Origin of the sequence: Phenylobacterium sp., assembly GCF_036677185.1 — a bacterium.
Classification (GTDB): Bacteria; Pseudomonadota; Alphaproteobacteria; order Caulobacterales; family Caulobacteraceae; genus Phenylobacterium.
The window spans coordinates 300,803-314,327 of sequence record NZ_JAKFEN010000015.1 but is presented as its reverse complement, the minus strand read 5'-3'; the positions used below and the strand labels follow the sequence as shown (position 1 = coordinate 314,327).

The 13,525-nt window shown below is 69.8% G+C and carries 15 protein-coding genes; all 15 read right to left on the bottom strand.

Annotated elements, in window-relative coordinates; genetic code table 11:
• Positions 1–139 precede the first annotated feature (139 nt).
• The gene (locus tag V6M51_RS07035; RefSeq protein WP_332765833.1) at positions 140–1,036 is read right to left on the bottom strand and encodes a hypothetical protein; all 897 of its coding nucleotides are present in this window, start codon (positions 1,034–1,036) and stop codon (positions 140–142) included.
• Positions 1,037–1,118: 82 nt separating this feature from the next.
• Positions 1,119–1,892 carry an alpha/beta fold hydrolase gene (locus V6M51_RS07030; RefSeq protein ID WP_332765831.1) on the bottom strand — a complete coding sequence of 258 codons (774 nt, stop codon included), beginning with the start codon at positions 1,890–1,892 and terminating at the stop codon, positions 1,119–1,121.
• 8 nt (positions 1,893–1,900) lie between these two features.
• Positions 1,901–2,395 carry an RNA pyrophosphohydrolase gene (locus V6M51_RS07025; RefSeq protein ID WP_332765829.1) on the bottom strand — a complete coding sequence of 165 codons (495 nt, stop codon included), beginning with the start codon at positions 2,393–2,395 and terminating at the stop codon, positions 1,901–1,903.
• A gap of 10 nt (positions 2,396–2,405) precedes the next feature.
• Entirely contained in the window at positions 2,406–3,563 is a 1,158-nt protein-coding gene (locus V6M51_RS07020) for a divergent polysaccharide deacetylase family protein (protein ID WP_332765827.1), read from the bottom strand.
• Positions 3,564–3,681: 118 nt separating this feature from the next.
• Positions 3,682–5,070, bottom strand: coding sequence for a S41 family peptidase (locus tag V6M51_RS07015; RefSeq protein ID WP_332765825.1), 1,389 nt, complete (start codon positions 5,068–5,070; stop codon positions 3,682–3,684).
• A gap of 47 nt (positions 5,071–5,117) precedes the next feature.
• Positions 5,118–5,981, bottom strand: coding sequence for a murein hydrolase activator EnvC family protein (locus tag V6M51_RS07010; RefSeq protein ID WP_332765823.1), 864 nt, complete (start codon positions 5,979–5,981; stop codon positions 5,118–5,120).
• A 44-nt stretch (positions 5,982–6,025) separates the two neighbouring features.
• Positions 6,026–6,490 (bottom strand): 23S rRNA (pseudouridine(1915)-N(3))-methyltransferase RlmH, encoded by a 465-nt coding sequence (gene rlmH, locus V6M51_RS07005; protein ID WP_332765821.1) that lies wholly within the window; start codon positions 6,488–6,490, stop codon positions 6,026–6,028.
• 236 nt (positions 6,491–6,726) lie between these two features.
• On the bottom strand, positions 6,727–7,140 hold the full coding sequence (rsfS, locus tag V6M51_RS07000) for a ribosome silencing factor (RefSeq protein ID WP_442957842.1): 414 nt from the start codon (positions 7,138–7,140) through the stop codon (positions 6,727–6,729).
• 82 nt (positions 7,141–7,222) lie between these two features.
• The gene (locus tag V6M51_RS06995) at positions 7,223–7,882 is read right to left on the bottom strand and encodes a nicotinate-nucleotide adenylyltransferase (protein ID WP_332765819.1); all 660 of its coding nucleotides are present in this window, start codon (positions 7,880–7,882) and stop codon (positions 7,223–7,225) included.
• A 33-nt stretch (positions 7,883–7,915) separates the two neighbouring features.
• The gene (locus tag V6M51_RS06990; protein WP_332765817.1) at positions 7,916–9,427 is read right to left on the bottom strand and encodes an aldehyde dehydrogenase family protein; all 1,512 of its coding nucleotides are present in this window, start codon (positions 9,425–9,427) and stop codon (positions 7,916–7,918) included.
• A 114-nt stretch (positions 9,428–9,541) separates the two neighbouring features.
• Positions 9,542–10,669 carry a glutamate 5-kinase gene (proB, locus tag V6M51_RS06985; protein WP_332765815.1) on the bottom strand — a complete coding sequence of 376 codons (1,128 nt, stop codon included), beginning with the start codon at positions 10,667–10,669 and terminating at the stop codon, positions 9,542–9,544.
• A gap of 1 nt (position 10,670) precedes the next feature.
• On the bottom strand, positions 10,671–11,720 hold the full coding sequence (obgE, locus tag V6M51_RS06980) for a GTPase ObgE (protein WP_332765814.1): 1,050 nt from the start codon (positions 11,718–11,720) through the stop codon (positions 10,671–10,673).
• A 245-nt stretch (positions 11,721–11,965) separates the two neighbouring features.
• The gene (locus V6M51_RS06975) at positions 11,966–12,499 is read right to left on the bottom strand and encodes a GNAT family N-acetyltransferase (RefSeq protein WP_332765812.1); all 534 of its coding nucleotides are present in this window, start codon (positions 12,497–12,499) and stop codon (positions 11,966–11,968) included.
• A gap of 125 nt (positions 12,500–12,624) precedes the next feature.
• Positions 12,625–12,888, bottom strand: coding sequence for a 50S ribosomal protein L27 (gene rpmA, locus V6M51_RS06970; RefSeq protein WP_305674035.1), 264 nt, complete (start codon positions 12,886–12,888; stop codon positions 12,625–12,627).
• A gap of 31 nt (positions 12,889–12,919) precedes the next feature.
• Positions 12,920–13,516: a 50S ribosomal protein L21 gene (rplU, locus tag V6M51_RS06965; protein ID WP_332765808.1), complete on the bottom strand. Its 597-nt coding sequence runs from the start codon at positions 13,514–13,516 to the stop codon at positions 12,920–12,922.
• Positions 13,517–13,525: the final 9 nt, after the last annotated feature.

Here is a 13,525-nt window from a genome sequence, read left to right as displayed (position 1 = left end):
TCTTGCTTGTGGCCTTCAACCCCCTCCGTCACGTCGCCGAAGAGGGCGACGCGCCACCTCCCCCAAATCGCGCTGCACGCTGGGGGAGGAACTGGGTGGTGCGCTCATGACGATCGGCCGAGAGCTGGCATGCCGGCCTTCAGCGACGAGCGGCGCGCCCTGTCGGAAGTCGCCGTTCCACGGTCTCGGTAACGGTCTGCTTCGTTGACCGGTCACCCGTCTCCTTGATCTCAAGGCTGGTCACCTTCGTTCGGCGCAGCACATTCCCTGCGGAATCGGTTTCGAACGTGACTGAGATCGTCCCGGAAACGGCCTCCTTCGCCCGCTCGCGCAGGGCGTCGTCGAGGGTCACTGCCTTTCGCATAATCTTCCCGACAGCAACGTCAGACTCGGCGCGCGCGCGACGTACGGCGTCGGGATCGACCTCCATCTCGACCGCGAAGGTCGCGACGTCTGGCCTACCCGTCTTCCTTGCCAAGGTCCCAGGGCGGCTCGCCTCAGCGACCTGATAAGAACCCCCTTCACGAAGGTCGGCGGGCCTTAGATCGAAGGCTTCGATCGTCTCGATGGCTGCCTGGGGATCGCAGTTGATGTGAAACGCGTTCCAAGTGAAGATCCAACTCCCACAGACGCTACGGGACCATCCGGCTTTCTTGAGCCACCCATCGATGCGCGCTTCCAGTTCAGGGCGATTGAGCAATTGCAGCGATCCCCGGTACGGCTTGAAGACGCGAGCGGGAAATTGCCAATTGCTACCTCTCTCGTCCGCAGTTGCGGTCGTCGGGAGGTCATATTCCAATTCCAGGCCATCGGCGCGCACGCCGATCACGCGTTCCAGGATTGTATCTTTGTCGTGTGAGCTTCCCGATGAACCGTCGCTGCTCTGCTGGGAAGACTTTTGGATCCGGGTGATTTCGTAGGTGTCGCCGACTTGAGGCGCGAGCTGCGATGGCCCGGCGCGAGCGTCGATAGCCGGCGCGAGCAACGCCACGACGGCGGCTACGATCCCAATAGATTTCATGCGCACAGACTGCATGTCCGCAGGTTCAATCGCAACGGCCGTCGCGGTTGAAAGCCGCGACAGGCTTCCCGCCGAGTAGCGGCCGTCGCGGGCGCCCTCACGCCGCGTCGCGCGCCGGGACCTCGTCCAGCCAGGCCAGGACCTCGTCGGCCACGCCGTCCCAGCCGGGCTCGCCCAGCAGCCAGTGGCTCATACCGGGCTTGAGGCGGAATTCCGCGCCGATCCGCTCGGCGGTCTGGCGCACGGTGCCGGGCGGGTGGACCACGTCGCGGTCGCCGCACAGCACCAGGGTCGGGGCCGGCAGCGGTCCCGCGCCCACCCCGGTGGTCATGAACGGGTCCAGCCACCAGTTGAGCGTCTCCCACAGCGCCCGGCCGCTCTCTGAGCGCAGGCGTTGGACCACGGCCTCGCGCTGCGCCTTCGGCATGCGGTTCAGGCTGTACTGGCGCATCAGCGAGCGGTCGGGGGCTATGGCCTGGGCCCAGAACGGGCCCAGCATGTGCAGACCAAAGGCGGTGACCGCCTCTTCGATGGATGAGCCGGCCACGCCCCAGGGGGCGGACGGCGCCAGCAAGGCCACGGCGGCGACCTCGGCGCGGCGGGCGGCGAGCTGGGCCACCAGCCCGCCCAGGGAATGGCCCACCAGGATCGGCGGCCGCGGCTGGGCGGCGCAGAGGGCGGCGATGTCGCGGGCGTAGTCGGTCATCGAGACCCCGACCACGGCGTCCGATCGCTCGCCCTCACCATGGCCGCGCAGGTCAGGGGTCAGGACCAGATGACCGGCGGCCTCGAACGGCTTGCGGAAGGCCTCGAAGGCCCAGCCGCCGCAGAAGGCGCCATGCACCATGATGACCGGCGGCAGGTCTTGCATGGGACGGCTCAGGCCGCGCGTCCCCGGAAGCGGCCGAAGTCGCGGAAGGCGGTCACCACCGCTTCGTAGTTGGCGCGCTTGAACGGCACGACCAGGCCAGGGGCCTCTTCCAGCTTGCCCCAGCGCCAGGCCTCGAACTCGGGATGGCCGCCGCCGGAAAGGTCGATCTCGCTCTCGTCGCCGTCGAAGCGCAGAGCGAACCAGACCTGACGCTGGCCCTTCCAGCCCTTGGCGACCTTGGAGCCCATGTGTTCCGGCGGGAAATCGTAGGCGAGCCAGCCCTCGGTGCGTCCGAGCAGGGTGGTCGAGATGACCCCGGTCTCCTCCGCCAGCTCGCGGAACGCGGCCTCGGCGAGGTTCTCGCCCTCGTCGACCCCGCCCTGCGGGAACTGCCAATTGTAAGGTTCAGGCGCCGCGTACCGACGACCCAGCCACACCCGGCCGTCGGGATGGAAGAGCACCACCCCCACGTTCGGGCGATAGAGGGACAGGTCGTGGTTCATCTCAGCTCATTTAGCGACGGCTGGTCAGGGCGGAAGCCGGGGCCAGCTGATATCCACGAGATTCTACCGATTCAGCCCAGGAAGCGACCTGCGACAGCGTCACAGGATAGGCGAAGCCGGATCCGAGGGCCTGGCCGTTCTGCAGGGCGAAGGCCTCGACCTGGAGGAGCTGCTGGTCGATGGCCTCGCCGGAGAGCTGTTCATCGATGATCCGCACCGCCGAGGCCCTGGGAATGCCGCCGCCGCGCCGGGCGGCCTGGCCGTCGTCGATGAAGGCCAGGCCCCGGCCGCGCAGGGCGCCGGTGAAGGCGTTCATGCCGCTGTCGGAGGCCAGGAACCGCGAGCCGAGATAGTTGGTCACCCCGAAATAGCCGGTGGCGCGCGACAGCACCCATTCCAGCTTCTTCACCGTCTCGGTTCCCTGGGCCGTGGCCATCAGGGTGTAGGGGCCCGGATCGTTGTCGGGATAGTCGACGGGCTCCATGGGGGCTTCCAGGAGCACCTCGTGGCCGGCGGCCCGGGCCAGGTCGATCCAGCCCTGCAGGCCCTCGGCATAGGGAACGAAGGACAGCGTGATCTCCGGCGGCAGGCCGTCGATCGCCTGGCGGGTGGCCTGGGCGTTGAGCCCCAACCCGCCGACCACCATGCCGACCTTGGGCCGGCCGTTGGGGACGAAGGGCCGCGCATAGGCTTCGGCCGGGGTCTTGCCGTTGGCGGCGATGATCGGCAGCAGGCCGCCGGGGCCCTGGATGTGGAAGCCGGCGAGGGGCGCCTGGACCAGGGGATCGGCGGCGTGGAAGGCGCGACCGCCGGCCATGGTGATGGTGGCCTGGCCGCCGAAGGCGCCGTCAGGACCGAGCGGGGTCTCCGACAGGCGGAAGATGTCCTCGATCACCACCGGCTCGCGCGGCGGGGCGGTGAGCGCCTCACGCCAGCCCGGAGGGGCCGCCATGCCCTGGACCTTGGCCAGGGACAGCCGCACGACCGGCGTGCTGGCCCTGGGATCGCCCAGCAGGCCGATGACCGTCAGCAGGGTGATGAGCAGCAGCCCGCCCGCCAGGCCGGCGGTCAGGTGCGGGTTGGCGAAGGCGCGCGCCAACAGGTCCGGCGGACGGAATCCGTCGTTCGGCGCGGCCATGGCGGGGATCAGGTTCTTTGTCGAAAACATGCGCGCGATCACGGAACGTTCCAGGTCCGCACCGTCCCACGCTTATGGTTAACAACGACTTATACAGTGAACGTCGGAAGGGCCTCCCCGCGCTGAAAGGCGGGGAGGATTCCGGGGATTATTTCTTGGTGGCCGGCGGTTCGACGTTCGGCGAGCGCGGGGCGACGACGGCGGCCATCTTCGGGGCCGGCTTCGGCAGCTTGGGCGTGGCCGCGACCGAGCCGTAGCGCAGCACATCCTTGGCCCGGGCGAGCTGGAAGTCGCCGGTCTTGGTGTCGAAATCGGTGGGCGGCGCCTCGGCGGGTTCATGCGCGCCGATGCGCTTCTTGCCCTCTTCGGCGTTCAGCGCGTTGCGGAACGAGGCCTCCGAGAACTGGAAGGCGCGGTTGGCGATGCGCTGCGCTTCGTCGCGGGTCTCGGCGACCTCTAGGTCCGGCTCGATGCCGGTCTTCTGGATCGAGCGTCCCGAGGGGGTGTAGTAGCGCGCCGTGGTCAGCTTGAGCGCCCCGTCGATGCCGCCGTGCAGCGGGATCACGGTCTGGACCGAGCCCTTGCCGAAGCTGGTCAGACCCACCAGTTCCGCGCGCTTGCGGTCCTGCAGGGCGCCGGCCACGATCTCGGCCGCCGAGGCGGAGCCGGAATTGATCAGCACCACCATGGGCAGGCCGCCGGCGGCGTCCCCGGTGCGGGCGTTGTAGCGTTCGATGTCGCGCGGATCGCGGCCGCGCTGGGAGACCACCTCGCCGCCGTCCAGGAACAGGTCGGAGATGCCGACCGCCTGGTCGAGCAGCCCACCCGGATTGTTGCGCAGGTCGAGGATCAGACCCTTCATCTTCGGGTTCTTGGCGCGCAGGTCGGCCAGCGCCGCCTCGGCCTCGTCGGTGGTCTTCTCGTTAAAGGCCGAGACGCGGAGATAGCCGTAATCGCCTTCCATCTTGGCGGTGGCGGACTTGGGCTTGATCACCTCGCGGACGATCTTGACGTCGAAGGGATCGGTCTTCTCGCGGGCGATGGTCAGGGTGACCAGCTCGCCCGGCTTGCCGCGCATCTGCTTGACGGCCTCGTTGACCGACAGGCCCAGCACGCTCTCGCCATTGACCGCGGTGATGAAGTCGCCGGCCTTGACGCCCGCCTTGAAGGCCGGGGTGTCGTCCATGGGCGAGATCACCTTGACCACGCCGTCCTCGCTGGTGACCTCGATGCCGAGACCGCCGTATTCGCCGCGCGTCTGGTCGCGCATGTCGTCGAAGCTGTCGGGATTGAGGTAGCCGGAATGCGGATCGAGCGAGGTCAGCATGCCGTCGATGGCCGCCTCGATCAGCTTCTGATCGTCGACCTCGGTCACGTACTGCCGCTCGACGATGTCGACCACGTCGCCGAACAACTGCAGCGTCTTGTAGGTCTGGGTCTTGGGCTGGGCGGAGGCGATCGCGGCCTGGCTGACATAGGCCATGGAGCCGGCGCCGAGCACGAAGGCCGAAGCCCCAATCAAAAGATACTTTCGCATATCAGGCCCTTAAGCCTCCCTTGCGGCGAAAAGGCGCCGCTGACGCATCAATTTCCCGGAACTTGTTTCGCTCCGGTTCTCAACCAACGCTCCGGATCGACGGGTGCTCCGCCTTCCCGGACCTCCAGATAGAGCTCAGATGGGGATTGTCTCCCATCCGGCATCCTTCCGACAGGCGCGCCCGCCGCGACCGATTGTCCGATACCGACGGTCGCCCGGTCGAGGCCTGCCAACACCAGATGGTATCCACCCGGCAATCTCAAGATCAATATGACCCCCCAACCCTTAACGGGGCCCACATATTGGACCAATCCGGCGCCTGGCGCCGTCACGCGGGCGCCTTTCGCCGAGGCGATGGTCAGTCCGCTGGCCCGCCCGCCGCCGGGCATGGCCTCCCCGAACCGGCGGGCCACGGCTCCGGGGGTGGGCATCACCAGCCCCTGGGGCGCAGACAGCGGGGCGTCCAGGGCCGGGCGCAGGGCGAGCGCGGCTCCGGGCGGAACGGTCTCGGCGCGCGCCTCGGCGGCGCGGCTGTCGGCGGTGAACAGGGCTTCGCTCGCCACCGCGGCCAGGCGGCGCTGGCGGGCGATCTGCACGGCCTCGGCGGAATAGGCCCGGGCGCGGCGATGCAGCTCGGGCGTGATCGCCTTGACCAGGATCGCGGCGCGCACCGCGTCCACGGCGTCGTCGGGGCTGACCAGGAGGGCCGGCGGCGGATCGCGGCGGAACTGGGCCAGCACGGTCAGCAGCCGGGCCAGGCGGTTGAGGTTGCGGCCTTGCTCGGCGGCCAGCACGGTCTCGCGGACGTTCAGCTTCTCCAGCCGCTCGCGGTCGTCGGCGGCCAGGGCCACGGCCGTGAACGCGAGCGTCGCCGTGAGCGCGAGGGCGGGGGCGAGGCGGCGGGTCGTCATGTCCCAAGGGATAGTCCGCGTCGCCATGTCGCTCAATCGGGCCCTCAATCGCGGTGGTAGGGGCCGCCGGCCAGGATGGTCACGGCGCGGTAGACCTGCTCAGTCAGCATGACCCGGGCCAGGGCGTGCGGCCAGGTCTGCGGCCCGAAGGCCAGCTTGCCGTGGGCCTGGGCCAGCAGGGCGGGATCCAGGCCGTCGGCGCCGCCGATCATCAGCACCAGCCGCCGCGTCCCATCGTCGCGCAGCCGCGCGACCAGGGACGCGAAGTCCCGCGAGGTCCTCTGCGTCCCGTGCTCGTCGCAGGCGATGACATGGGCGCCCTCCAGGTGCGGGCGCAGGACGTCGGCCTCGGGGCCCTTGCCGGGCTTTCGGGACTCGACCTCCACCACCTCGACAGGCCCCAACGCCAGGGCGCGGCCCGCGGCGGTGGCGCGGTCGACATAGAGCTTCACGAGATCGGCTTCCGGCGAGCGCGGCAGGCGTCCGACGGCGAGGATCGTGATCTTCACGTTCCGGTTCCTCCGACCCGGACAAGCGTCCGCGGCCAGCGAGACATCGTCCTCTCCACCCGTCTTCCGGGGGGAGAGGGTAGGGTGCGGGGGGCGTCCCCGCCGTACTGACTGGGCTGATGGGCTGCAGGGCGGCGCTGCGCGCCGCTTCCCCTCACCCTACCCTCTCCCCTTGAAAGGGGAGAGGACGCCAAGCGCCCCATACGCTCGCCGTGCGGGAATGAGAGGAAAATCAGTCAGCTCGAGGCGGTGCGGTGGGGAGCGTCGACCGACCAGATCTTCTCGATGTTATAGAACTGGCGGACCTCGGGACGGAACAGGTGGACGATCACGTCGCCCGTATCGATCAGCACCCAGTCGCAGTGGGGCATGCCCTCGACCCGGGCCTTGCCGTAGCCCTCTTCCTTGAGAGCCCGCAGCAGGTGGTCGGCCATGGCGCCGACATGACGGTGCGAACGGCCGGAGGCGACGACAAGGCCGTCGGCCACCGCGCTCTTACCCTTCAGATCGATGAAGACGACATCCTGGGCCTTGTCGTCGTCGAGACGCGCCAGGATCAGGTTTTCCAGGGCGGTGATCCGCGCCTGGGTGTCAATGGAAGCCTGGGAAACTACGGCTTCGTGCGCGCTAGGCGCAGGGTCAGGGCTCAGCGGGGTCGCTCCTTTTTAGCCTCGCTATGAAACCCTTCGTAGCACGAAAAGAGGGATCGGTCAGCCCGACCTCACGCACTCGTCACCCACCGCCCTGGCGCATCCGCTCGCGAAGCGCCGTGGAGGACTGGAAATTCAACGGTCCGGTGAGGAAAACCCAGCGCGGTGGCGTGACGTCAGGTAGCAGCTTGGCCTGCTGGGGCGCGAGGCGGGCATGGGCGAAACGCCTGGCGGCGGGCGAAAACCGGCTCTTCAGCGAGATCCAGGGCCGCGAGACCACCGCCACCGGGACCTCGGCCATGATCTGGGTCCAGCCCCGCCAGCGATGGAAGTCAGCCAGGCTGTCGGCGCCCATGATCCAGACGAAATGCACCCTGGGGAAACGGGCCCTGAGCGCTCGCAGGGTGTCGATGGTGTATTGCGAGCCTGTGCGGGTCTCGGCGTCGGAGACCACCATGGCCCGGCCCCGCGCTACGCCCCTGGCCCCGGCCATGCGGTCCTTGAGCGGCAGGGTCTCGGCCGAGGCTTTCAGCGGGTTCTGCGGCGAGACCAGCCAGATCACCCGGTCCAGGCCCAGCCGGCGGCGCGCGGTCTCCGCCACATGGGCGTGGCCCTGGTGGGCCGGATTGAACGAGCCGCCATAGAGGCCGACCCGCATGCCGGGCTCCAGGTGGAAGCCCAGCTTGAGCGCCGCCGGCCGCCCGGCCTGTGGCCGGCGCCTAGCGGGACCCGCGAACCACATCGGCGTTCCTGAGGTTCAAGACAGGATGGCGGTTCAAAGCGGCCTGGCCGTGTCGGGATTGCGGTCGAGGTCGGGGTCGGTCTGGCGCGCCCGGGCCCGGACGGTGAACACCCCGTCGCCGGAGAGCACCCCGCCGCGGGCGAACAGGCGGCCGTGCTCCCAGTTGGAGAGCCCGAGCTCGGGCCGATCCAGGGCGAACTGGCCGTCCACCCAGCGGGTGAAGCCGTCGCCGACGAAGGGCGCGTTGATCGCCGCGTAGAACCGCTCGTGGGCCTCGGCGTCCTGCGCGATCAGGCTGGCGGCGAACTGTGGGCTGTAGCGGTTGAAGAGGGCGACCGCCTCCTCGACGCTGTCGACGATCACCAGGGAGAGCTCGGGCGTCTCCTCCCACTCCCACTCGCGGCCCAGATCCTCGCGGGCCAGGATCTCGACCTGGTCTTCCTCGCGGGCCCCCTCGGCGCGGCCGACCACGAGGCGGGCCGCGCGCCAGGCCTCGGGGAGCAGGGCCTCGCCGCCCTCGACCACGTGCAGCTTCACGCCCCGGCGGCGCTCCCCGACGGCCTGCAGGGCCTCCAGGAACACGGGAACCAGGTCCGCGGCGCGTTCGCGGACGATGGCGCAGACATTGAGCGTGTTGCAGACCTTGCGGTCGAGCGAGTGGTAGACGGCACGCTTGAAGCGCTGCGCATCCGCACTCGGATCGGCGACGATCCAGGCGCCGCCCGTGCCGTGCAGGCTGACCGGTGTCCCGGCCTGGCGGGCGATGGCGCCCAGCTGGGCCACGGCGGGTCCGGAGCCGCGGGCCACGGCCAGCGCCAGGCGCGGATCGGAGAACATGGCCCAGCCGGCGGCGTGGGCGGGGCTGTCCACCAGGGCCGCGGCGCCGTCCGGCAGGCCGGCGGCCCTCAGGGCCGGTTCCAGGGCGTGCTCGACGATGGCCCGCGCCGTGCCCAACGCGTCCGAGCCGATGCGAAAGACCACGGTGTTGCCGGTTCGCAGCACGCCGGTGGCGTCGGCGAAGACATTGGGGCGGCCCTCGAAGATGAAGCCGACCACGCCCAGGGGCGCGGCTGTCTGCTCGACGCTCCAGCCCGCGTGCTCGACCCGTTCCAGCACCCGGCCACGGCTGGCCGGGGCGTCGCGCCAGACCTCGAGGCCGGCGATCATGTCGCGGCGCATGGCCTCGCTGACCGCCAGCCGGGTGGTGGAGCGGCCGCGCGCCTGGGCGCTCGCCACATCGGCGGCGTTGGCCTCGCCGATGGTGCGCCAGATCGCGTCGTCGGCGAGGTTCGCCGCGAAGGCCTGGAAGAAGTGGGTGATCGCCTGGTCGCTGGTCGCGCCCAGCGCCTGGAACGCGCCGTGCGCCCGGCCGACGGCGTCGGCGGCCAGGCTCTGGATCACGGCGGGGACATGCAGCAGGTCGCCGGTCTCCTGGACCACCACGAGCCGGTCGCCGGGCTGGAAGGCCTTGGCCAGGGGCTCGGAGACATAGGCGACGCGGTCGCCGCCGAAGGGGATGGCCTGGCCCGGGGCGAGCGTTTCCAACCGCCCGGTCCGGGGCGCCGCCGCTTCAGCCGTTGATCTCGCCGCCGCGTCGTCCATCACGCGCCCATATGCTCAAGTTGAGGTTTACTAGGCCCCTTTCGCGGGAGCCGCAAATCAGGCCGGCGTCCGCGTGGGCGTCAGGGCCAGGTCGTCGGCGTGGATCAGTGGGCCGGAGGTGAAGCCCAGTACGGCCTCGATAGCGTCCGACTTCAGGCCGCAGATCTTCTCGGCGTCGGCGGCGTCGTAGCGCGCCAGCCCCCGGCCAATCTCCAGGCCCGCCTCGTCCACCACCCGGACGGCGTCGCCCTTGCCGAACCGGCCTTCCACGGCGCGGACCCCGGCGGCCAGCAGGCTCTTGCCGGTGGAGAGCGCCCGGGCGGCCCCGGCGTCGACCACCACGGCCCCCGAGGGCGCCAGGGATCCGGCGATCCAGGCCTTGTAGGCCGCGGCCACCGAGACCGAAGGCTCGATGACCGTGGCCGTCTCGCCGTCCTCGATGGCGGCCAGGGGCGAGGGGCGGCGGCCCAGGGTGATGACCGTGGCGCAGCCCGCGCCCTGAGCGATGCGGGCGGCGGCGATCTTGGTGGCCATGCCGCCGGTGCCTACCCCGGCCCGCGCATTGGCGCCCCCGGCCATGGCCTCGATCTCCGCGGTCAGGTGGCTGACCCGGGGCAGGTGGCGAGCGTCGGGATCGTGGCGCGGGTCGGCGGTGTAGAGGCCGTCGATGTCGGACAGCAGCACCAGGACGTCGGCGCCGATCATCTGGGCCACGCGGGCGGCGAGGCGATCGTTGTCGCCGTAGCGGATCTCCTCGGTGACCACGGTGTCGTTCTCGTTGATCACCGGCACGCAGCCGAGCGCCAGCAGGGTCGAGAGGGTGGCGTGGGCGTTCAGCCAGCGGCGGCGCACCTCGGTGTCGTCGCGGGTCAGCAGCACCTGGGCGGCGGCCAGGCCATGGGGCTCCAGGGCCTCTTCCCAGGCCCGCATCAGGGCCGACTGGCCGGCGGCGGCGCAGGCCTGTTTCTCCGGGAGGGTGAGCGCCTTGCGCGAGATGGAGAGCCGGCGGCGGCCGAGCGCCACGGCGCCGGAGGAGACCACCAGCACCTGCTGGCCGCGTGCATTGAGGCGGGCGAGATCGGCGGCGAAGGCGGCGAGCCAGGCGCGGTCGGGACCGTCGGGGCCGGCCACCAGGGCCGAGCCGACTTTCACCACGATCCGCTTGGCCTGGGTGAGTCCGCTCATCTCAGGGAACCCAGCCGGTGTTGGCCTCGTCGGTGGGATCGGCCTGGGCCGCGGCGGATTTGCGTTCGCGGACCATGGCGTAGGCCTCGCGCAGCAGCTCGGTCACTCCTTTGCCGGAGACGCCGGAGACCAGGCGGACCTCGGCGCCGGAAGCTTCCGCCAGGGCCTCGCGCTGCATCTCCACCGTGCTCTCGTCCAGGGCGTCGATCTTGTTGAGCGCCAGGATCTCGACCTTGTCGCCCAGCTCGTCGGCATAGGCTTCCAGCTCGGTGCGCACGGTCCTCCAGGCCTCGACCACGTCGGTCTGGGTGGCGTCCACCAGATGGATCAGGGTGGCGGTGCGCTCCACATGGCCCAGGAAGCGGGTGCCCAGCCCCGCCCCGTCCGAGGCGCCCTCGATCAGGCCGGGGATGTCGGCGATGATGAAGCGCTCGTTGGTCGACAGGTCCACCACGCCCAGGTTGGGCGCGATGGTGGTGAAGGGGTAGTCGGCGATCTTCGGCTTGGCGGCGCTGGCCGCGGCCAGGAAGGTCGACTTGCCGGCGTTGGGCAGGCCCACCAGCCCCACGTCCGCGATCAGCTTCAGCCGTAGCCAGATCCAGCGCTCCTCGCCCTCCTGGCCGGGATTGGCGTGCTTGGGCGCCTGGTTGATCGGGCCTTTGAAGCGGTCGTTGCCCCAGCCGCCGTTGCCGCCCTTGAGCAGCAGCAGGCGCTGGCCGGGCTTGTCCATGTCGGCGACCAGGGTCTCCTTGTCGTCGGCCAGCACCTGGGTGCCGACCGGGACCTTCAGCACCACGTCGTCGCCGGCCGCCCCGTGGCGGTTGCGGCCCATGCCGTGGATGCCGGTGCCGGCGCGGAAGTGCTGGGCGTAGCGGAAGTCGATCAGGGTGTTGAGGCCGTCGACCGCCTCGATCCAGACGTCGCCGCCCCGGCCGCCGTCGCCGCCGTCCGGCCCGCCGTACTCGATATACTTCTCACGCCGGAACGACACAGCGCCGCCGCCGCCGTTTCCGGAGCGGATGTAGATCTTGCACTCGTCGAGAAACTTCATCGGGGCCTTTTGTAGCACAGAGCGGCGGAGGTCGAGGGCATTCCCCCGGACGTCATCTAGGAAGGTGTCGCGCCGGCCCGGTCACCTCCTCTCCACCCGTCTTCGGGGGGAGAGGGTAGGGTGAGTGGGGCTTCTCCGCCGCGCTGAGCGAGTTGAAGGACCGGAGAGCGCCGCTGCGCGCCGCATCCCCTCACCCTACCCTCTCCCCTTGGAAGGGGAGAGGAAGAGGCGCCGGCGCTCGCCCATCAGGCCAGCCAGACCATCATGCGGGCCGGAACCTCGGCGCCGCGCGCGGTGGAGGTCAGCAGCTTGACCTCGCCCGTATAGAGGAAGCCCAGCTTGCACAGGACCTGGCCGGAGGCCGGGTTGTCCGAGAAGTGGCCGGCCACGACATAGCGGCGGCCCCAGCTCCGGTTGGCCCAGACCAGGGCGCGTTCGGCGGCCTCGGTGGCGTAGCCCTTGCCCCAGTGGGGACGGCCCAGCCAGTAGCCGATCTCCGGACGGCCCTCGTCATTGTCGAAGAAGCCCATGACACCCACCAGGCCGTCGTCGGGATGTTCGATGGCGAAGGTGATCTCGTGCTCCGGGTCCTTGTAGTCCAGCCGTTCGAGGAAGGCTTCGGCGTCGGCCAGTCCATAGGGGTAGGGGACCCTGGAGGTCATCTTGGCCACGTCGAAGTCGTTGCAGTATTCGGCGATCCGCGGGGCGTCGGCCTTGCGGGGCCGGCGCAGCGCAAGCCGCTGCGTGCGGATGACCGGCTCGATCTCGATGGCGCACATGATCTACCTCCCGGTCCTCTGCTGGGACCCCGAAAAAACAACGAGGGGGAGTCCGGCGTTCCGGACTCCCCCTCGGAAGTTCTTTGCCCGGTTCGCCTTGCGACGAACCCGGTATGAGGCTCGTCTTATTTCGTCTCGGCCGGAACCACGTTCACGTAGGTGCGGTCGTTGCGCTTGGTGATGAACTTCACGGCGCCGGCGGCCATGGCGAACAGGGTGTGATCCTTGCCCATGCCGACATTGTCGCCGGCGAAGAACTTGGTGCCGCGCTGACGGATGATGATGTTGCCGCCGACGACGGACTCGCCACCGAACTTCTTCACGCCGAGACGACGGCCGGCCGAGTCGCGACCGTTGCGCGAGGAGCCGCCAGATTTCTTGTGAGCCATTGTGCTCTCCTAAACTTGGTGGACGCCGGGCCTATTCGGCGGCGTCGTCGGATTTCTTGGCGGCGGCCTTCTTCGGCGCAGCCTTGGGGGCGGCTTCGGCCTTGGGCTCCGCGGCCTTCTTGGGCGCGGCGGCCTTCTTGGCCGGGGCGTCCTCGGTCGCGGCGGCCTTCGGCGCGGCCTTGGCCTTGGCCGGAGCAGCGACCGGGGCGGCGACGCCTTCCAGGGTCGTGATCACGTGCTTCAGGTTGCGGGCGCGAGCATCCAGCATGGCCTTGGTGGTCAGGTCGACCGTGCCGTCCCACTTGTCGGTCTTGCCGGCGCCGGCGATCGAGGTGACGCGCAGGACCGACTCGTGTTGGCGGTGGCCCTTGGTGCGGCGGTAGCCTTGGCGGCGGATCTTCTTGAAGATCTTCACCTTCTCGCCCTTGCGGGTTTCGATCAGGGTGGCCGAGACGGTGGCGCCGTCGACGATCGGGGCCCCGAGGGTCACCGTCTCGCCGTCGCCCAGCATCAGCACGTCGCCGAAGGCCACATTGGCGCCCGGTTCACCGTCGAGCTTCTCGACAACCAGCAGATCGCCAGGTTGGACCCGGTACTGCTTTCCGCCGGTTTTGATCACCGCGTACATCGTTAGCGC